General features: G+C 62.6%; 15 protein-coding genes and 1 pseudogene. 14 read left to right on the forward strand and 2 right to left on the reverse strand.

The window, feature by feature from the left end; all coding sequences use genetic code 11:
• Positions 1–11: 11 nt before the first annotated feature.
• Entirely contained in the window at positions 12–1,124 is a 1,113-nt protein-coding gene (locus AC6H4Z_RS05205; protein ID WP_497545676.1) for an MBL fold metallo-hydrolase, read from the reverse strand.
• 113 nt (positions 1,125–1,237) lie between these two features.
• Here AC6H4Z_RS05205 and AC6H4Z_RS05210 point away from each other — a divergent pair.
• Positions 1,238–1,663, forward strand: a pseudogene (locus AC6H4Z_RS05210) (ComEA family DNA-binding protein); the annotation flags it as partial.
• Positions 1,664–1,808: 145 nt separating this feature from the next.
• On the opposite strand, the gene AC6H4Z_RS05215 reads toward AC6H4Z_RS05210, so the two are convergent.
• The gene (locus AC6H4Z_RS05215; protein ID WP_497545677.1) at positions 1,809–3,029 is read right to left on the reverse strand and encodes an ROK family protein; all 1,221 of its coding nucleotides are present in this window, start codon (positions 3,027–3,029) and stop codon (positions 1,809–1,811) included.
• 87 nt (positions 3,030–3,116) lie between these two features.
• Between AC6H4Z_RS05215 and uxaC the strand changes: the two genes are divergently transcribed.
• From uxaC to AC6H4Z_RS05280, 13 genes are read left to right on the forward strand one after another with little or no spacing between them, the layout of a single operon-like run.
• Positions 3,117–4,544 carry a glucuronate isomerase gene (uxaC, locus tag AC6H4Z_RS05220; protein WP_497545678.1) on the forward strand — a complete coding sequence of 476 codons (1,428 nt, stop codon included), beginning with the start codon at positions 3,117–3,119 and terminating at the stop codon, positions 4,542–4,544.
• On the forward strand, positions 4,541–6,085 hold the full coding sequence (locus tag AC6H4Z_RS05225; protein ID WP_497545679.1) for a UxaA family hydrolase: 1,545 nt from the start codon (positions 4,541–4,543) through the stop codon (positions 6,083–6,085). Before uxaC ends, AC6H4Z_RS05225 begins: the two co-directional genes overlap by 4 nt.
• On the forward strand, positions 6,086–7,618 hold the full coding sequence (locus AC6H4Z_RS05230) for a tagaturonate reductase (protein WP_497545680.1): 1,533 nt from the start codon (positions 6,086–6,088) through the stop codon (positions 7,616–7,618).
• Positions 7,615–8,286, forward strand: a complete 672-nt coding sequence (locus AC6H4Z_RS05235; RefSeq protein WP_497545681.1) for a bifunctional 4-hydroxy-2-oxoglutarate aldolase/2-dehydro-3-deoxy-phosphogluconate aldolase — start codon at positions 7,615–7,617, stop codon at positions 8,284–8,286. Before AC6H4Z_RS05230 ends, AC6H4Z_RS05235 begins: the two co-directional genes overlap by 4 nt.
• A complete protein-coding gene (locus tag AC6H4Z_RS05240; RefSeq protein WP_497545682.1) occupies positions 8,283–9,311 on the forward strand; it encodes a PfkB family carbohydrate kinase in 1,029 nt (342 codons plus the stop codon). The genes AC6H4Z_RS05235 and AC6H4Z_RS05240 overlap by 4 nt, the downstream gene beginning before the upstream one ends.
• A gap of 3 nt (positions 9,312–9,314) precedes the next feature.
• Positions 9,315–10,595: an MFS transporter gene (locus AC6H4Z_RS05245; protein ID WP_497545683.1), complete on the forward strand. Its 1,281-nt coding sequence runs from the start codon at positions 9,315–9,317 to the stop codon at positions 10,593–10,595.
• A 32-nt stretch (positions 10,596–10,627) separates the two neighbouring features.
• Positions 10,628–12,025: a glycoside hydrolase family 28 protein gene (locus AC6H4Z_RS05250; protein WP_497547018.1), complete on the forward strand. Its 1,398-nt coding sequence runs from the start codon at positions 10,628–10,630 to the stop codon at positions 12,023–12,025.
• Entirely contained in the window at positions 12,022–13,164 is a 1,143-nt protein-coding gene (locus AC6H4Z_RS05255) for a glycoside hydrolase family 88/105 protein (RefSeq protein WP_497545684.1), read from the forward strand. Before AC6H4Z_RS05250 ends, AC6H4Z_RS05255 begins: the two co-directional genes overlap by 4 nt.
• Positions 13,161–13,928: a 2-dehydro-3-deoxy-D-gluconate 5-dehydrogenase KduD gene (gene kduD / locus AC6H4Z_RS05260; protein ID WP_497545685.1), complete on the forward strand. Its 768-nt coding sequence runs from the start codon at positions 13,161–13,163 to the stop codon at positions 13,926–13,928. The genes AC6H4Z_RS05255 and kduD overlap by 4 nt, the downstream gene beginning before the upstream one ends.
• 8 nt (positions 13,929–13,936) lie before the next feature.
• Positions 13,937–14,761, forward strand: coding sequence for a 5-dehydro-4-deoxy-D-glucuronate isomerase (gene kduI / locus AC6H4Z_RS05265; RefSeq protein WP_497545686.1), 825 nt, complete (start codon positions 13,937–13,939; stop codon positions 14,759–14,761).
• Positions 14,758–15,975: a DUF4861 domain-containing protein gene (locus AC6H4Z_RS05270; protein WP_497545687.1), complete on the forward strand. Its 1,218-nt coding sequence runs from the start codon at positions 14,758–14,760 to the stop codon at positions 15,973–15,975. The genes kduI and AC6H4Z_RS05270 overlap by 4 nt, the downstream gene beginning before the upstream one ends.
• A gap of 2 nt (positions 15,976–15,977) precedes the next feature.
• Positions 15,978–18,413, forward strand: coding sequence for a pectinesterase family protein (locus tag AC6H4Z_RS05275; RefSeq protein WP_497545688.1), 2,436 nt, complete (start codon positions 15,978–15,980; stop codon positions 18,411–18,413).
• 5 nt (positions 18,414–18,418) lie between these two features.
• Positions 18,419–19,168 carry a rhamnogalacturonan acetylesterase gene (locus tag AC6H4Z_RS05280; protein WP_497545689.1) on the forward strand — a complete coding sequence of 250 codons (750 nt, stop codon included), beginning with the start codon at positions 18,419–18,421 and terminating at the stop codon, positions 19,166–19,168.
• The last annotated feature ends 15 nt before the right edge of the window (positions 19,169–19,183 follow it).

Genomic DNA, 19,183 nt, shown 5'->3' on the forward strand with positions numbered 1-19,183 from the left:
GAATAGCGCGCTCAGAAGCCGAGCGCTCGTTTTACAGCAGCATTGTCGAGAGACCGTACACCTGTACGGTCGAGTCGCCACTTGTCCATGTACTGTAGGGGTTTGATCAGTCGCACATTGGAGGCCGTCAGAATCCGCTCGGCGGCGGAGTCCGCGTACGGACGCAGTACACCGGCGGCGAACGGGACCCAATAATCGTCCCAGTGTACCGGGATGTAAGCTCGTGGGCGAAGCACCGGGACGAGGCGCTCCGCGATTGGCGCGCCACCCGCGCCGATCCAGAGATCGACTGACTGCAACTTCGCCGCTGCGAGCGCGGCCTTCAGATTCTCGATCGGCGCACCGTAGTCGTGCCCGTCGATGACAATGGGCACGTCGAGATCCACCGCACTCGCTGAGTTGTTGAAGAACCAGCTGAATCGGCCGTCAGCGCCGTCGACGACGAACAGAAATGCGCGATTCCCGCCGCCGTTCGGAAAGTCCTCGGCCAAGCCCGGGCGCAGTCCGCCGGTCGCATCCGGTCGCGGCGGCGCGTCGAGCTCGACGGCGTTGTGCTGGTCGGGATTCTTCGCTGGGTCACCGCTGTGGTTGAAGCGTACGACGTACATCGTGACGCCGTCGCCGAGGACGATGCGTTCGCCGCCATTCACGGCGCGGCATCGACTTGCCGGTATGCGCTGGGCTTCGACCTGAAAGCAGGTCGTCTTCGACCCAATCACTCTCGCGCCGGTGAGCGCGGACCAGAGTCCGGTGTCGAACGAGTGGTCGAAGTGGCTGTGGCCGGTCAGCAGAAGATTGACGCTCGACGGTCCGCCGAGCGCGTCGAGCACGCGCTTGACCGCAGCCGTGTCGGGCGTAAAACGCCGGTTGGTTTGCGCGGCGCCCGATCCGCCGCCGAAGAAGGCGTCCTTTGGAATCCGCGTGAAATATCCGTCGGTGAGGATTCTCTGATCCCCGATCTGATAGTACATGTTCGTGACGGACATCCACGTGATGTCGACGTACGTCGGTCGCGCGGGCATGCGCCGCGCAGCTACGGCGCCGGCCGACAGCGCTGCAAGCGCGACGCCGAGTGCGATGCGTTTCGCGTAAAGCTTTCCAAACGATCGGTGTAAGTGCGTCACAGCTCTCCGAATCTGAGATCTCTCCGAGGATGTCCGCTTCCGGGGGCAATCGTTGGCTGATCGAGGCAATCGAACGGTGGGGGATGTTCTACGACATCCCGTAGCTTCGCGCCATGTCTCTGCGTCCGGATCATAGAGCACTCGTGTTTCTCGGTGCGGTTGCGGTACTCGGTGCCGGTGTGCGCGTGGTGAGGGCCAGCAGTGCGCCCGCTGCCGCTGCGCAGCCCGAACTCGATCGACAGACGCAAGCCGCGGACTCGTCGGCGCGCGCGGGCCGCACGGCAGGCTCGGGACGTGGTGGCCGTGGCGGTCGCGGACGCGGTAGGGCGAGCGGCCACTCGGGCGGTGCCAAAGCCCAGCCTCGAGATAGCGCCCTGTCTCAGGCGCCAACGGGGGCCCTCGACCGACGCGGCTACATCAATGGGAAGCTGGACGTCGACGTTGCCACCGCAACGCAGATCGACGCGCTGCCTGGCGTGAGTTCCACGATGGCGCGACGCATAGTGGTCGATCGAACGCTCCGCGGGCCGTTCGTCACGCGCGATGGTTTTCGGCGGGTGACGGGCGTCGGCCCGGCGTTTCTGGCAAAGATCGATTCGCTGATCGTTTTCAGCGGCACCGTCGCGCAGCCAAGCGCGTCGGACACCGTGATCGCACGCAACAGAAAGGTACGCCCGAAGTCGGCTACGCCACCTGGGGGGCCGCGTACAGCGGTGCCGCGACCAACGCCGTCGCCCCTCGAAGTCGAGGATAGGTATTCGCAGGATCGGGAATCAGCGGCGTGTCCGCCGCCTGCTTCGTCAGCGCTCGTTCACCAATGACGCGTGCAATGACGGGTGAGAGCTGGTCCCACGCTTCGGTGATTTCGCCGCCGACAAAGATTTGCGCGGGATTGAGCGTGTTGATGATCACCGCCAATCCGCCTCCTAGATGTCGCGCTGTTTCCTCGAGCGCGGCGATCGCGTTTGCTTCGCCGTTGCGGGCCCGCGCAATGACATCCGCGATCGTCAGCCCCGACTCGTGGAGCAGTACACGCGCTTCGCTCGGTGAGAACTGGCGTCCGAGATATCGCGACAGCGTCGCAAGGTTCGACGTATACGCTTCGAGACATCCCTTCATTCCGCACAAGCACGGTGGTCCGGCGGGATCGATCGGGACGTGCCCAAATTCGCCGGCGGAGTTGTTATGGCCGCGAACTACCTCGCCGTTCACCACGACGCCGGCACCGACACCGTCGGATACAGTGACGTAGACGAAGTCGCGAGGAGCGTCGTCGCCGCGTTTGCCCAGCCACATATGGGCAAGCGCGCATGCGATCGGCGCATTCTCGATCTGAACGTCAAACCCCGTCGCCTTGGCGAGGGCGTCGCGGACATCGACGTCGCGCCAGCCGAGCTGCGGGGCGTTCAGCACGCGTCCATTGCGCTGATCGACCATGCCTGGGACCACGAGCCCGATCCCGTTGCACTTCCCGGTGGCATTGTGCGCCTTGAGTAGTCGTGGAATGAGTCGAGCAAGCTTGCTGACCAACCCCTCCGGATCTACGACGGTCTCAAACGTTTCCATCGCCAATGGATTACCGCTGAAATCCGTCAGCATCAGGTACGTGAGGCTGAATCGAACGTCGATCGCGATGACGAATCGGTCGGCGGTGCGGACGTAGAGCATCATCGGGCGGCGGCCGCGCGGCGCGTCGACCGTCGTGCCCTCATAGATCGAACCGTCGGTCAGCAGTTCACCGACGAGGGACGTGACCATGCCGCGGCCCACGCGCATGCGGCGCGCGAGGTCGGCCCGAGAGATCGGCTGATGCTCGCGGACGAGATTCAGCAGGATCTGCCGGTTGATATCGCGCGTCGTGGACCGGGTCGCGCGAACGAAGCTTCGAGTATTGATCTTCCGCATTGGGAGGAATATGGCGGAAAGGCGATATTGTTCTTAATTTGAACAAATGTGGCCAAGCTTCAAGTCGTCCCACCTGGCGGACGTGAGATGAGTCGAGGTTCCCAGCAGCCCCTCCTGCTGCACGAAGATCGCTTTTTTGCCCCGGATGCCAGTATCCGAGAGGCGGCCCGCTGTCTCTATGAAGAGACACGGAGTCTCCCCCTGGTCTGTCCCCACGGGCATGTCGAGCCAAGTCTCCTGGCCGACAACGATCCATTCCCGGAGCCCACGGCGCTCCTAATCATCCCGGATCACTACATCTTCCGGATGCTGTACTCGCGGGGCGTTTCCATGGAATCCCTTGGGATTCCGACGATCGATGGGACGCCGGTCGAAGGCGACCCACGCAAGATCTGGCAGCGGTTCGCGGAGCACTACTACCTCTTTCGCGGCACGCCAACCGGCGCGTGGTTCGACCACGAACTCTATGATTTGTTTGGGGTTAGGGTCCGGCTGAACGGCGACACGGCTTCCCACGTCTACGACCAGATCGCCGAGCGTTTGGCGTCCCCAGAATTTCGTCCGCGGGCGCTGTTCGACCGTTTCGGTATCGAAGTCCTCGCCACGACCGACCGCGCGAGCGATTCGCTCGACGCCCACCGCGCCATCCGCGATTCGGATTGGAACGGCCGCGTCATCCCGACGTTCCGTCCCGACGGTGTCTGTCGTATTGCGCTGCCGGGTTGGCGCGCTGAACTCGACGCGCTCGCCAAAGTCTCCGGTCGGGCAATTACAGATTTCTCATCGTTCGTCGTCGCGCTCGCCGAGCGTCGCCAGTTCTTCAAATCGCTCGGTGGAACCGCGACCGATCACGGTGTGCTCGAGCCGTACACGGTTCAACTCACGCCGGAAGCCGCCGATTCGTTGTTTGCGAAAGCACTCGCTGGCACGGCGACTCCTGCGGACCAGCGCGAATTCGAAGCGCACATGCTCGTCGAAATGGCGCGCATGTCGGCAGACGATGGTTTGGTCATGCAGTTGCACGCTGGTGCGCTACGCGATCACAATCACGCAGTCGCCAAGCGATTCGGTCCCGACAAGGGTGCCGACATTCCGGTTGCGACCGAGTACACGCGCAACCTCGCGCCGTTGCTCAACGCGTATGGCAACGATCCGCGCTTCACGCTGTTGCTCTTCACGCTCGACGAATCGAATTATGCGCGCGAGTTGGCGCCGCTCGCCGGACACTATCCGGCGGTTCGCCTCGGTCCGGCGTGGTGGTTCCACGATTCGATCGAAGGCATGACGCGCTTTCGTCAGCAGGTCACCGAGACCGCAGGCATCTATAACACCGCGGGCTTCAACGACGACACGCGCGCGTTCTGCTCCATTCCGGCGCGCCACGACCTATCTCGGCGCATCGATGCGAACTTCCTCGGCGGTCTGGTCGCGAGACACATGATCGACTTGGAGGATGCGCGACAGATGGCGCGCGCGTTGGCGTACGAACTCGTTCGCGATACGTATCGACTATGACTCTGGGTGCGACGCAGGAGCGCGAGAGCGCGGCGGTCTCCGTGGGACCGGCGGTCATTCGGATTCATGATGGCGATAACGTCGCCGTTGCGATTCGGCCAATTGCCGCCGGTACTCGCGTGGACGTCGACGGACAGTCCGTCGTCGCGCGCCAGGACATTCCTGCCGGTCACAAGGTCGCGCTGTCGCCGATCGACGTCGAGCAGACTGTCACGAAGTACGGTGTGCCGATTGGAATCGCTACGGCCGAAATCCAAACCGGCGACTGGATCCATTCGCACAACCTGCGCACGTCGCTCTCTGGGCTCCTCGAATACACCTACAGTCGCCCGAACTCACTGCCGCGCTCGGCCGCACCCGCTCAGCTTCCGACGTTCTCTGGCTACCGTCGCGCGAACGGGCGGGTCGGAACGCGTAACGAACTCTGGGTTCTCAACACGGTTGGGTGCGTCAATCACGCAGCCGAGCGAATCGCGAAGCAGGCGGGCGAGAAGTTCGCCGGCCAGATCGACGGCGTCCACGCCTTTGCGCACCCGTACGGCTGCAGCCAGCTCGGCGACGATTTAAAGAACACTCAGCAGGTATTGGCTGGTCTTCTGCGCCATCCGAACGCCGGCGGAGTGTTGATTCTCGGACTTGGCTGCGAGAACAATCAGCTCGACGAGTTGATGCGGCTCGCCGGTCCGATCGATCGCGAGCGCGTGGCGTTCTTCAACACGCAAGACGTGATCGACGAACTCGAAGAGGGAACGGGCGCCGTCGCCAAGCTCGTCGAGCGAATTCGCGCCGATCGTCGCACCGACTGTCCGGTGTCGGACCTCGTGCTGGGTCATAAGTGCGGCGGCTCCGATGGTTTCAGCGGCATCAGCGCAAACGCTCTACTCGGTCGCATCGCGGATCGCATGACCTCGATCGGTGGCAGCGTACTGCTCACCGAAGTGCCGGAGATGTTTGGCGCCGAGCAAATGTTAATGAATCGCGCGGTCGACGAAGGCGTATTCGGCGACATCGTCTCGATGATCAACGATTTCAAGGCGTACTTCCTTCGGCACAACCAGCCCGTCTACGAGAATCCGTCGCCCGGCAACAAAGCAGGCGGTCTCACGACGCTCGAAGAGAAATCACTCGGCGCCATTCAGAAGGGTGGACGCGCGCCGGTGTCGAGCGTTCTTCGCTATGGCAAGCCGCTTCAAGCATCAGGCTTGAATCTGTTGGAGTCGCCCGGCAACGATGGCGTTTCGTCGACGGCAATGGTCGTCAGCGGCGCTACGCTGCTGCTCTTCACGACTGGTCGCGGCACGCCACTGGGCTTCCCGGTGCCGACGATCAAAGTGTCGTCGAACAGCGAAATTGCGGCGAAGAAGCCACACTGGATCGACTTCAATGCCGGCGCGTTGCTCGACGGTTCCAAGCCGATGGCGCAGCTCGAAGACGATTTGTTCGCGCTCATCCTCGACGTTGCTTCAGGCACACGTTTGACGAACAACGAAAAAAACGGCTATCGCGAAATCGCGATTTGGAAGGAAGGAGTCACGCTGTAGATGGAAGCGTTGCCGAGGCTGTCTCGCGAGGTTCTAGCCACACTGCGGCGTGATGCCAGCGGCGTGGTCGACGTTCCACCGCCGCACGCAGTGGGATTGCCGGAACGGGTTGTCCAGTTTGGCACCGGCGCGTTTCTTCGCGGCTTCGTCGAGTACTTCGTCGATCAGGCGAACCGGCGAGAGAGTTTTTCTGGTTCGGTCGTCGCGGTATCGTCGACCGGAAGTACGCGCGATGCACGACTCAATGAGCAAGACGGGCTCTATACGCTCGTTACCCAGGGCATGGACGGCGCGCAGGCGGCCGAGCACCGGACCATCGTTGGTTCACTTAATCGCGCGCTTTCGGCGCGTGACGATTGGAACGCCGTGCTCGCCCTCGCGGCGGATCCGGCGATCGAAGTCATCGTCTCGAACACGACCGAAGTTGGTATCGTCCTCGACGAATCCGACTCGTTCGATGCGAACCCGCCGCAATCGTTTCCAGGAAAACTGACGCGCTTTCTGTTCGAGCGCGCGCGCGCCTTCGACTACGATTCGCATCGCGGTGTAGTCGTTCTCCCCTGCGAGCTGATCGAAGACAACGGCGACGTGCTCCGCCGAATCGTCGAGCAGTTGGTTCGACGTTGGCGGCTCGGCGCTCGCTTCGAGCACTGGCTGGATCACAGCGTCACGTTCTGCAACACGCTCGTCGATCGTATCGTTCCTGGCGCCGTCGACGCTGCTGACACTCAGCGGCTCGAGCGGCACCTCGGCTACCATGACGATCTGCTCATCGCGTCGGAGACCTACGCACTCTTCGCGATTCAAGGCGGCGAGGCATTACGCCAACGCCTCGGCTTTTCGATTGGAGAGCCGCGGATCATCGTTGCGCCGGACATTCGGCCCTACCGCGAGCGGAAGGTGCGGCTGCTGAACGGAACACACACGGCGTCGGTGTCGGTGGCGTTGCTGGCCGGTTTGGAGACGGTGCGCGATGCGGTATCCGACGAGCGCGTTGGGCGCTTGATTCGCCGCATGCTTTTCGATGAAATCGTGCCGTCGCTCGAAGCGCCAAACGCCGAGGCGTTCGCGGCCGACGTGATGGCGCGGTTTGCGAATCCGTACATCCGACACAGCCTGCTCGACATCACGCTGTACGGCACGACCAAGATGCGTGTTCGTGTCGTACCGTCGATCGTTGAATTCGCCGCGCGAACCGGGCGTACTCCAACGTCGCTGGCGTTTGGCTTTGCTGCGTACCTGGCGTTCATGCGCGGCGAAATGCACACGGCCCGCGCAACGGCCGGACTGGCAATGCCCGAGGATTCCGACGGCGCCCGCGTCCGGTCGGCGTGGGAGCACGTCGTCCTGTCGTCCGACGAATCGATTGGCGATTTTGTTCGCGCCATTTGTGACGACCGCGCGCTGTGGGGCGCTGAACTCGCAGACGTTCCCGGCTTCACCGACGCGATCAGCGATCATCTGATCAAAATTCTTCGACAAGGCGTCCTGGCCGCGATCGATGCACACCTTACCGAAACCGCACTGACATGACCAACGCACTCCCGTCTGCGGCCGAGGCGCTCGAGCGCTTGCGCGCGACGCGCGTCGTTCCCGTCATCGTGATCGACGATCCCGATGATGCCGTTCCTCTCGCCCGAGCGCTGCTCGCCGGCGGTCTGGCATGCGCCGAGATCACCTTCCGTACACCGCGCGCGAGTGAAGCGCTGCGTCGCATCGCGGCTGAAGTGCCCGAGATGTTCATCGGCGCTGGCACCGTGTTGACGCCCGAGCAGGCGAAGGCCGCACGCGACGCCGGCGCGCAGTTCATCGTCGCGCCTGGCTTCGGACCGCGAATGGTCGACTACTGTCTCGAGCACGGGCTGCCGGTGTATCCGGGCATCTGCACGCCGACCGAAGTCGAAGCCGCGCTCGAAAAGGGCCTGACGACACTCAAGTTCTTTCCGGCCGAGCAGAGCGGTGGGCTTGCGTTCCTCAAAGCGATTGCCGGCCCGTACGTCGGCGTGAACTTCATGCCGACCGGTGGGATCAACGCGAGCAACATTGCGACCTATCTGGCGTTCAATCGGATCGTGGCGTGCGGTGGTTCGTGGATGGCGCCGACCGAGTGGATCGCGGCCAAACAGTTCGATCGGATTCGCGATGAGTCGCGTCGCGCCGTGGACGCAGCGAGCGGCAAGCCGCAGTTGGTGAACGTATGACACGCGTCGTCACGTTCGGTGAAGTCATGCTTCGCCTCAAGTCGCCGGGCTTCGAGCGACTCTTCCAGTCGCCCATGCTCGAGGCGACGTTCGGTGGCGCCGAGGCGAATGTTGCTGCATCCCTCGCGCAGTTTGGGGTCGACGCGCGTTTCGTCTCGGCGATTCCCGCGAACAACGTCGGCGACTCGTGCGTTGCCACGCTCAAGTCGTTTGGCGTCGATACGTCGATGCTTCGGCGTCAGGGCGAGCGGCTCGGGATCTACTTCCTCGAGAATGGCGCGAACCAGCGTCCGTCGCGCGTCACGTATGATCGCGCAGGTTCGTCGATCTCGACCGCGAAGGTTGGCGACTTTGATTTCGACGCGATCTTCGATGGCGCCGATTGGTTCCACATCAGCGGTGTGACGCCCGCGATCAGCGCGTCGGCCGCCGAGCTGTCGATTGCCACGGCGAAAGCAGCGCGGGAGAAGGGACTGACCGTCTCGTGCGACTACAACTATCGCAAGAATCTCTGGCGCTACGGCAAGAAGGCGTCGGAAGTGATGCGCCAGCTCGTTGCCTACGCGACCGTGGGAATCGCCAACGAGGAAGACTGTCAGAAGGCACTCGGCATCGAGGTCGACGTCGATGTGAAGAGCGGTGAGCTCGAGCACGACAAGTACCGCGCCCTCGCTCAGCGTGTACTCAAAGAGTTTCCGAATCTCGAAAAGCAGGTCATCACGCTGCGCGAGAGCCACAGTGCCGATCGGAACGGCTGGAGCGCGGTGTTGTACAACGGCAACGATTTCCTCACGAGCCGTCACTACGACATCACCGACATTGTCGATCGTGTCGGCGGTGGCGATTCGTTTGCCGCGGGACTGATCTACGGACTGCGCGCGTACAAGGACGATCAGAAGGGCCTCGAGTTCGCGACCGCGGCCTCGTGTCTCAAACACTCGATCCTCGGCGACATCAACCGTGTGAGCGTTCCGGAAGTCGAGGCGCTCATGGGTGGTGACGCGAGCGGCCGCGTTCAGAGGTAGACAATGGAAACCACGATGGGCGTCGAGAGCACCATGGCTCGCATCGGTCGATACCGATGGACGATTTGCGCATTGCTCTTCTTTGCGACGACCATCAACTACATCGATCGCCAGATTCTCGGCCTTCTCGCTCCGTCGCTGTCGAAAGACATCGGTTGGAATGAGGAGCAGTATGGGGCGATCGTGTCGTGGTTCTCCGTAGCGTACGCGCTCGGGTTTCTCTTTGCCGGCCGGATCATGGATCGATTCGGTACGAAGCGCGGCTTCGCTGGCTCGATCGTCATCTGGAGCGTCGCAGCAATGTCGACGGCGTTCGCGAGAACGGCTACCGGGTTCAGCGCCGCGCGCTTTGCGCTCGGCCTAGGCGAATCGGGAAACTTTCCGGCGTCGATCAAGACCATCGCCGAGTGGTTTCCGGCACGTGAGCGGGCGTTTGCGACCGGCATCTTCAATGCCGGTTCGAACGTTGGCGCGATCGTCACGCCAATCCTCGTTCCATGGATCGCGTTGAACTGGGGATGGCGCGCGGCGTTCATCGCAACCGGCGCGCTGGGCTTTCTATGGCTTGGCGCTTGGCTGCTCGTCTATCAGCCGCCAGAGCGACACTCCAAAGTCAGCAGCGAGGAACTCGAACACATTCGCAGCGATCCAGCCGAGCCGCGCGTGGCGGTTCGTTGGGTTGAACTGCTGAAGCATCGCCAAACGTGGGCCTTCGCGATCGGAAAGTTCATGACCGATCCGATCTGGTGGTTCTATCTCTATTGGTTGCCGAAGTTTCTCGACGCGCGCTATGGCATCAAACTCGGATCGATCACCGCGCCGATCGTCGTGATCTATTTGATGGCCGACGGCGGATCGGTGTTCGGTGGCTGGCTGTCCGGTTTCTTCATCAATCGCGGCTGGTCGGTGAACGCCGCGCGCAAGACGGCGATGCTGATTGCCGCGTTGGCGATCGTGCCAACGATGTTTGCCCCTGCAGCGAGCAGCATGTGGATCGCCGTTGCGATCGTGAGCGTTGCGGCCGCCGCGCATCAGTGGTGGTCAGCCAACATTTTCACGCTGTCGAGCGACATGTTCCCACGGTCGGCGCTTGGATCGGTCGTGGGAATCGGTGGATTCTTCGGGGCCGCAGGCGGTGTGCTCTTTCAGCGCGCGACCGGCTGGGTGCTGCAAAACAACGGCAGCAACTACACGCCGATCTTCGTTGTCTGCGGGCTCGCGTACGTGAGTGCACTGATCGTGATTCAGCTGCTCGCGCCAACGCTCAAGCGGGCCGAGTTGTAGCCGTGCAGACCGACCGTCGCGACTTTCTCCGGATGGTTGGCGGCGGCGCGTTGCTCGCGTCGCCACTTGGCGCGCTCGCATGCAAGGCGACGAAAGGCTCTGAGGCACCGTCGCCGCGAACGCGCGGATGGGCGCAGATGCCGGACATTCTCGCGCGCATCGTCCCGCCGCGCTTTCCCGATCGCGCCTTCGACATCACTCGGTACGGCGCGCGCCCTGGTGGCGCCGATTGCACCGCGGCCATTCGTGCTGCGATTGCCGCGTGCAGTGCCGCTGGTGGCGGCCGTGTGGTGGTTCCCGCCGGTCGCTTTCTCACTGGCGCGGTTCATCTGGAGAGCAACGTCAATCTGCACGTCAGTCGCGATGCGACGCTGGCGTTCAGTCAGAATCCCGCGCACTTCCTGCCCGCCGTGCTCACGCGCTTCGAGGGCACGGAGCTGATGAACTACTCGCCGTTCATCTATGCGTATGAACGCGAGAACGTCGCGATCACCGGCGAGGGCACGCTCGATGGTCAGGCCGACCATGCGCATTGGTGGCCGTGGAAGGGGAGTGCGGATTTCGGCTGGACGAAAGGCGCGCCGAACTACAACGCAGCCCGTCAGCGATTGCTCGCGATGGGCGAAGACGGCACGCCGGTCGCACGGCGGCGATTCGGCGAGGGCGACTACATCCGGCCGAACTTCGTTCAGCCGTATCGGTGCAAGAACGTCCTCATCGAAGGCGTCACGATTCTGAACTCCCCGATGTGGGAGATCCATCCGGTGCTCTGCACGAACGTCACCGTGCGCGGCGTGACGATCAACACGCTTGGACCCAACAACGACGGATGCGATCCAGAGTCGTGCCGAGACGTGCTCATCGAACGGTGTGTGTTCAACACGGGTGACGATTGCATCGCGATCAAGTCGGGTCGCAATGGCGACGGCCGGCGATTGAACCTACCGAGCGAGAACATCATCGTCCGCCACTGTGAGATGCGGAACGGTCATGGCGGCGTGACGATTGGCAGCGAGATCTCCGGAGGCTGCTGGAACGTCTTCACGCACGATTGTCGCATGGACAGTCCGCTCCTCGACCGTGCGCTGCGTCTCAAGAACAACGCGATGCGAGGCGGTGTGCTCGAGCACATCTACATGCGTGATGTCGTCATTGGCCAGGTGGCCGATTCCGTCCTTTCGATCGACTTCTTCTACGAGGAAGGAGACAAGGGAAGCTTCACGCCCGTCGCGCGCGACGTCGAAATTCGCAACGTCACGAGTAAACGGAGTGCGTATGGTCTGTACCTCCGCGGGTTCCCGAACGCGCCCATCGAGAACATTCGCGTCGTCGACTGCCGCTTCGACAACGTCGCGAAGGGCAATGTCACCGATCACGTGCGCGGTTTGACGTTCACGAACACCACGATCAACGGCGTATCGGCCAAATGAAAGCGCGCGCACTCGGATTGCTCACGGCGCTGGCCGCAACGGCCGGGGCGCAAACCACCAAATCATGGTCGGTTCGCGTCGCCGAGTCGGTGATGCAGCGGAATGCCGTCGTCTACGAGAAGTGGGACTACACCGCCGGGCTGATGCTGACTGCGCTCGATCGGGTCGGCGTCACGACGAAGGATCCCAAATACGCGGCGTACGTGAAGAAGAGCATCGACTCGCTCGTTCGGGCCGATGGCAGTATTGCCACATACACGGCGAGCGAATACAACCTCGATCAGATCAACGAAGGCAGAGCGTTGTTTGCGCTCGCAGATCGAACGAAGGACTCGCGGTACATGCGCGCCGCCGACGCATTGCGCGAACAGTTGCGCACGCATCCGCGCACGGCCGAGGGTGGTTTCTGGCACAAGAAGATCTATCCGCAGCAGATGTGGCTCGATGGCCTGTATATGGCCGAGCCGTTTTATGCGGAATACGCGCTACGTCACCGCGATACCGTCGCGATGAATGACGTCGTGCGGCAGTTCCTGCTCGTCGCGCGCCATCTGCGTGATCCCAAGACGGGATTGTACTACCACGCGTGGGATTCGGTGCGTCAACAAGCCTGGGCGGATCCGGCGACTGGGCTCTCAAAGAATTTCTGGGGCCGCGCCGTCGGCTGGTATCTCATGGCCGCCGTCGACGTGCTCGACTACCTGCCCAAGACGCATCGCGATCGCGCCGAGTTGATTCGGATCGTCCAGCAACTTTCCGAAGCCGTCGCGAGTGTCCGCGATCCCGTAAGCGGCGTGTGGTGGCAGGTGCTCGATCAGCCGAATCGCACCAAGAACTATCTCGAGGCATCGGGCTCGTCGATGTTCGTCTACGCGTTCGCGAAGGGCGCGCGCATGGGCTATTTGTCGCCGACGTACCGCGCGCTGGCGGAGCGTGGCTTCGATGGGATGGTTGCCAACTTCGTTTCGGTCGAGCCGAACGGGCTCGTGTCGATCAACAGTATTTGCAAGGTCGCTGGACTCGGTGGTGATCCGCCGCGCGACGGCACCTATGAGTACTACGTCAGCGAGCCTGTGGTCTCGAACGACTACAAGGGAGTCGGCGCGTTCATCCTTGCTGCGCACGAGTTGGGACGATGAGCGTTATGGATCTCTTTTCGCTGAGTGGCAAGGTTGCGCTCGTGACGGGTGCCAGTCGTGGGCTGGGGCAGGCGATGGCCATCGCACTCGCAGAAGCCGGCGCTGACGTCGTGTGTGCGAGCTCCAAGCCGAATGGCGCATCTGAAACGGCAGATGCTGTTCGTGCACTCGGTCGACGAGCGTGGACCGCGTCGGCGGATCTTGCGAATCGCGACGAGCTTCAAGCGATGGTTGCGGATGCCGAGCGCAACGCGGGCTCGATCGATATTCTCGTCAACAACGGCGGCTCTATCGCCCGATTTCCGGCGGTGGACTTTCCGGCCGACGAGTGGGATCGCGTGATGCGCACCAACCTCGACGCGGTGTTCTTCCTGAGCCAGCATCTGGGCCGGAAGATGATCGAGCGGCGCGCGGGAAAGATCATCAACGTCGCCTCGCTGCTGTCGTTCAGTGGCGGCATCACGGTGCCCGCCTATACGGCAAGCAAACACGCCGTCGCAGGACTTACGAAGGCGCTCGCGAACGAGTGGGCCAAGCACGACGTCCAGATCAACGCGATCGCGCCGGGCTACTTCTCGACCGACAACACCCAACGACTGCGCGACGACGCTCAGCGCTACACCGACATCAGCGCTCGCATTCCCGCCGGTCGGTGGGGCGAGCCCTCCGACCTCGCTGGCGCCGTGGTGTTTCTCGCGTCGCCAGCCAGCAATTACATCAACGGCCACGTCCTCGTCGTCGACGGCGGATGGATGGCTCGATAGGACACGGGATGCAATACACGCCAGACGCACAGCGCACAAAGCAGCTCACGACCGATGAACTCCGTGAGGGCTTTCTCGTTCAGGGCCTATTCAAGTCGGGCGAGATCACGCTCCGCCACATCGACCTCGATCGCGTCGTACTCGGCGGGGCTATTCCGCTGAACACGCCGCTGAGACTCGATGCGCCGCCGTCGTTTGCGGCGCAGTACTTCACCGAGCGTCGCGAGTTGGGTGTCTTGAACATCGGCGGCCCTGGGACGATCACGGTCGACGGTAAGACGCATCCGATGCAATCGCGCGACGTGTTGTACATCGGCCGCGGCAGCCTCGACATCGCATTCGCGAGCGACGACGCGAGCACGCCGGCGCGATACTATCTCGTGAGCTATCCGGCACACGCGTCACATCCGGTCGCGCACGCCCCGGCCGCGTCTGCAGACGTTGCGGAGCTCGGAACGACCGAACGCGCGAATCGCCGCAAACTCGCGAAGTTCATTCACGGTGGCGGCGCCAAGAGCGCGCAGCTCGTCATGGGCGTCACTGAGCTGATGCCGGGCAGCGTGTGGAACACGATGCCGTCGCACACGCATCATCGTCGCACCGAGGTCTATCTGTATTTCAACATCCCCGACGATGCCGTGGTCGTGCACCTCATGGGTGAGCCGACCGAAACACGTCACGTCGTCGTGCGCAACGAAGAGGTCGTGCTCTCCCCGTCGTGGTCGATTCACTCGGGCTCCGGCACGACCAACTACGCGTTCTGTTGGGCCATGGGCGGCGAGAACCAGGACTTTACCGACATGCAACCGGTCGACATGAGGGAACTGAAATGAGCGCAAGAACAATCGTTAGCCCCGCTGCGGTGCGTTCGCTGTTGGCAATCGCCGGCCTCCTCGTCGCATCGCCCGTGGTCGCGCAAGTCGCTTCGCTGCAAGTGCGGGCCGAGAACACGCTGACGTTCACGCGTGTCGACGAGACGCTTGCGCTCAAGTGGTCCGATGTCGTCGGCAAGCTGCCGTCGGCCTCGCCGACGAAAGTGCGCGTCGTCGACCTGGCGTCGGGCAACGAGGTCGTGTCGCAGGTAGTCGACAACGAGGGCGACGGCACGATGGACGAACTGATCTTCCAGGCAACATTTGCTCCTGGCGAGATCAAATCATTCGTCGTCGAACCCGAGGCGGCGAAAGCGAAGCCGGCGAAGGTGCGCGTCTATGCCGCGCACATGATGCCGCGCGACGACGTGGCGTGGGAAAGCGATCGCATCGCGTACCGCATCTATGGTCAGGGTCTCTGGAAGGTCGACTCGCTCCTCAGCAGCGGCGTCGATATCTGGGTCAAGCGCGTTCGCGATCCGATCGTCGAGAAGTGGTACGAGAAGGGACACGACAACTATCACCGTGATACGGGCGAAGGCGCCGACTTCTTCGACGTTGGTCAGACGCTCGGTGCCGGCGGCACGGCCATTTGGAAGAACGACACGCTCTATCGCGCGTGGAACTTCAAGAGCCAGCGCATCATCGCCAACGGTCCGGTTCGCGCGATTTTCGAGTTGCAGTATCAGCCGTGGGACGCACCCGGCATGCGTGTCACCGAAACGAAGCGCGTTGCGATCGACGCCGGGCAGAATCTCAATCATGTCACGAGCATCTTCCGCGCCGAGAACGGCGTCACCGACATTCCGTGGGCGACGGGCATCGTGAAGCGAAAGAGCGTCGTCGGTTCCGAGAGCAAGGCGAACGCGTGGGCCTGGCTGTCGATGTGGGGACCGCTCCTTCCAAAGGATGGCGGTCACGGCGACTTGGGCATCGGCATCTTGATGCCGCGCAATTCCGTGCTCGATTGGAAAGAGACGAGCGACCACTATCTAGCGATCTCGCGCGCCAAGTCTGGGCAGCCAGTGAGCTACTACATCGGCGCTGGTTGGACGGACAGTGGCGACTTCCGCGACGTGCGCGATTGGTGGACGTATCTCGATCAGTCTGCGCAGCGCGTGGGCACTCCGATTGCGCTCACGTTCGTCACCGGCACACGTTCGGCGAGTCGCTAACGATGCGCGCGTACCTCGCCCTTTCGCTCGCGGCCGCGCTTCCGCTCGCGTCGCACCTCGCGGCGCAGGATACGCGTACCGTCACTGAACCAAAGTTTCCCGCGGCCTGCGCAACGATCACCGCATTGCTCGCGCCGGTCGCCGACACCACGCTCGCTGACGCTGACGAGCGCAAGCTGGATACGAAGCGTATCCAGGATGCGATCGACCGCTGTACTGGCGGTCGGGCGGTGGTGCTCAAGGCCAGCGGTGCTCAACGTGCCTTTCTCACAGGTCCGTTGACGCTCAAGCGGGGCGTGACGCTCGTCGTCGACACGAACGCGATTCTCTTTGCGTCGCGCGACCCACGCGAGTACGACATCGATCAGTCGAAGCGCTGCGGCACCGTTGACGAAAAGGGTCATGCGTGCAAGGCGCTCATCACCACCGAGCGTGCCAACGGCTCTGGTGTCATGGGTCCCGGCACGATCGATGGCCGCGGCTGGGCAAAGCTCGTCGGCCGTGATTCGTCGTGGTGGGATCTCGCGCAGTTCGCCAAGGTGAAGAACCAGAGCCAAAGCTGCCCGCGACTGCTCCAGATCAATCGCACCGACGACTTCACGCTCTACAAGATCACACTCCGCAACTCGCCGAACTTCCACGTTGTCTACGATCGCGGCAACGGCTTCACGGCGTGGGGCGTGGTGATCAACACGCCGGATCCCCGCGCGCGAAATACCGACGGAATCGATCCCGCAAGCGCGACCAACGTCACGATCACCCACAGCTACATCAACACGGGCGATGACGACGTTGCCATCAAGGCAGGCAACACCGGCCCCAGCTCGAACATCACGATTTCGCACAATCGCTTCTATCGCGGTCATGGTGTTTCGATCGGTAGTGAAACCGACGGCGGCGCGCACGCCATTCGTGTTTTCGACCTGTCGATCGACGGTGCGGACAACGGGCTCCGGATCAAGTCGAACGCGAGCCGCGGCGGTCTCGTGCACGACATCGAGTATCGCGACGTCTGCATTCAGAATACGAAGAACGTGATCGAGATGGATACACACTACACGGCGAGTGCCCAGACGACAGGCAATCTGATTCCCGAGTTCCGCGACATTCGCCTCAAGGGCGTTCGCGTGCTCGACGGCGGCAAGGTGATTCTCGATGGGTACGATGCCGCGCGCATGCTCCGAATGTCCTGGGACGACGTCGTGTTCGACAAACCGAGCGCGATCAAGGTGCAGGCGTCGTTTGCGGCAATCACCAAAGGCCCAGGCCCATCGAATCTCGCAATCACTGGCGAGAACGTTCAGCTCACTGGAACGACGACCGAAGCACCGCGTCTCGATTGCGAAAAGAAGTTCGTTCCTTTCCCCGGTAGCGCTGCCACGCTGCCGCTCGGTGGCGGAGAATATGCCGCGATCGTCGATGCGAAGTTCAACGGCGCCGACGGCGCAATCTCCAACGGCGCACCGACGTATCGCAGCGTCGGCGCGGCGCTCACGGGCCTTCCGGCGAATGGCTCGTCGCGCGCAATCGTGTTTCTCCGCAACGGCCGCTACCGCGAAAAGCTCACGGTCGATCGTCCGCGCGTCACGCTGCTCGGCGAGTCACGCGACGGCGCCGTACTCACCTTCGACGCCGCGTCCGATACGCCGACGCCGACGGGTGGCACGTACGGAACGCGCGGAAGCTTCACGCTTCGCATCGTTGCTCCGGACTTTCGCGCCGAGAACATGACGATCGAAAATTCGTTCGACTATCCGGCGAACATGGTGAAGCCCGACAGCGACCGGACGAAGTTCAAGAACGCGCAGGGAGTCGCGCTGATGACCGACCTCGGCAGCGATCGGGCGACGTTCGTGAACGTGAAGATCACCGGCTATCAGGACACTCTGTTCCCAAACTCCGGCCGGAGCTACTTCTACAAATGTGAAGTCTGGGGCAACGTCGACTTCATCTTCGGGGCAGGGCAGACGGTGTTCGACGAATGCGACATCGTATCGCGCGATCGAGGCAGTGCGACGAACAACGGCTACATCACGGCGCCGAGCACCAAGGGCGATCATCCGTATGGCTTTCTGTTCGTCCGGAGTCGCTTGAAGAAAGAGAACGCGCAGATGGCGAAGAACTCCGTCACGCTCGGACGACCCTGGCATCCCTTCGCTGACGCGACGGTCAATAGCGCGGTTGCATTCGTCGATTGCTGGATGGACGACCACATAGGCGAGAAGGGCTGGGACCGCATGTCGTCCGTCGATTCGACGGGCACGCGGACCTGGTACGAACCCTCGGCCGCACGCTTCGTGGAATTCCGCGCGACGGGACCTGGCGCAGTGCAGAGCGGATCGCGTCGTGTGCTCACTGCCGACGAAGCGAAGCAGTTCACGCCGTCGAATGTGCTCGGCGGTTGGGTTCCGGTCGCCATCGCCTCCGCGAGTCGCTGACGACGATGCGCGCACGATTCGCTGCGATCGTGGGCATCGCGTTCGGCGCGTTCGCGCCGCAGCCGGGCACCATCGCGGTGCACATGATCGGCGACTCGACCATGGCCGAGAAGCCGAACCCCGATACGAATCCCGAGCGCGGCTGGGGAATGGAGTTTCAGCGCTTCTTCGATGACCAGGTCGTCGTGAAGAATCACGCGCTCAATGGCCGCAGCACCAAGAGCTTCATCGACGAGCGAAAGTGGAGTGCCGTCCTGGCCGAGCTGCACACGGGCGACTACGTGCTGATCGAGTTTGGCCACAACGACGAAAAGAAAGAAGATTCTACCCGCTACACGAATCCGGAGACGACCTTCAGGCAGAATCTCGAACGATTCGTTCGTGAGTCGCGGGCGAAGGGCGCGATCCCTGTGTTGTTCACGCCAATCGCTCGCAGAAAGTTCTCGGCTGCGGGAAAGCTGCAAGCCACGCACGGTGCGTATCCGGCCGCGGTGCGCGCAGTCGCGACCTCTCTCGATGTTCCATTCATCGATCTCGAGTCGCTTACGTCGGCGCTCGTTCAGGATGCCGGTGTGGACGGATCGAAGAAGCTCTACAACTGGACCGCGCCCGGAGAGTTCGCGATGTATCCCGACGGTCACCAGGACGACACGCATCTCAACACTGCGGGAGCGACGGCGGTTGCGCGTCTTGCATCACGCGCGCTTCATGATGCCGTGCCGACCCTCGGAAAACACATTACGCACGCCGAGTAGCGCCCGGGAGCGCGC

Source organism: Leucogemmata humicola (assembly GCF_055379415.1).

Coding starts and splice junctions, on each gene's coding strand:
- AC6H4Z_RS05280 (WP_497545689.1), top strand. CDS start 18,419: ATGCGCGCACGATTCGCTGCGATCGTGGGCATCGCGTTCGGCGCGTTC.
- AC6H4Z_RS05240 (WP_497545682.1), top strand. CDS start 8,283: ATGACACGCGTCGTCACGTTCGGTGAAGTCATGCTTCGCCTCAAGTCG.
- AC6H4Z_RS05215 (WP_497545677.1), bottom strand. CDS start 3,029: ATGCGGAAGATCAATACTCGAAGCTTCGTTCGCGCGACCCGGTCCACG.
- AC6H4Z_RS05245 (WP_497545683.1), top strand. CDS start 9,315: ATGGAAACCACGATGGGCGTCGAGAGCACCATGGCTCGCATCGGTCGA.
- kduD (WP_497545685.1), top strand. CDS start 13,161: ATGAGCGTTATGGATCTCTTTTCGCTGAGTGGCAAGGTTGCGCTCGTG.
- AC6H4Z_RS05225 (WP_497545679.1), top strand. CDS start 4,541: ATGACTCTGGGTGCGACGCAGGAGCGCGAGAGCGCGGCGGTCTCCGTG.
- AC6H4Z_RS05275 (WP_497545688.1), top strand. CDS start 15,978: ATGCGCGCGTACCTCGCCCTTTCGCTCGCGGCCGCGCTTCCGCTCGCG.
- AC6H4Z_RS05250 (WP_497547018.1), top strand. CDS start 10,628: ATGGTTGGCGGCGGCGCGTTGCTCGCGTCGCCACTTGGCGCGCTCGCA.
- AC6H4Z_RS05235 (WP_497545681.1), top strand. CDS start 7,615: ATGACCAACGCACTCCCGTCTGCGGCCGAGGCGCTCGAGCGCTTGCGC.
- uxaC (WP_497545678.1), top strand. CDS start 3,117: ATGAGTCGAGGTTCCCAGCAGCCCCTCCTGCTGCACGAAGATCGCTTT.
- kduI (WP_497545686.1), top strand. CDS start 13,937: ATGCAATACACGCCAGACGCACAGCGCACAAAGCAGCTCACGACCGAT.
- AC6H4Z_RS05255 (WP_497545684.1), top strand. CDS start 12,022: ATGAAAGCGCGCGCACTCGGATTGCTCACGGCGCTGGCCGCAACGGCC.
- AC6H4Z_RS05270 (WP_497545687.1), top strand. CDS start 14,758: ATGAGCGCAAGAACAATCGTTAGCCCCGCTGCGGTGCGTTCGCTGTTG.
- AC6H4Z_RS05230 (WP_497545680.1), top strand. CDS start 6,086: ATGGAAGCGTTGCCGAGGCTGTCTCGCGAGGTTCTAGCCACACTGCGG.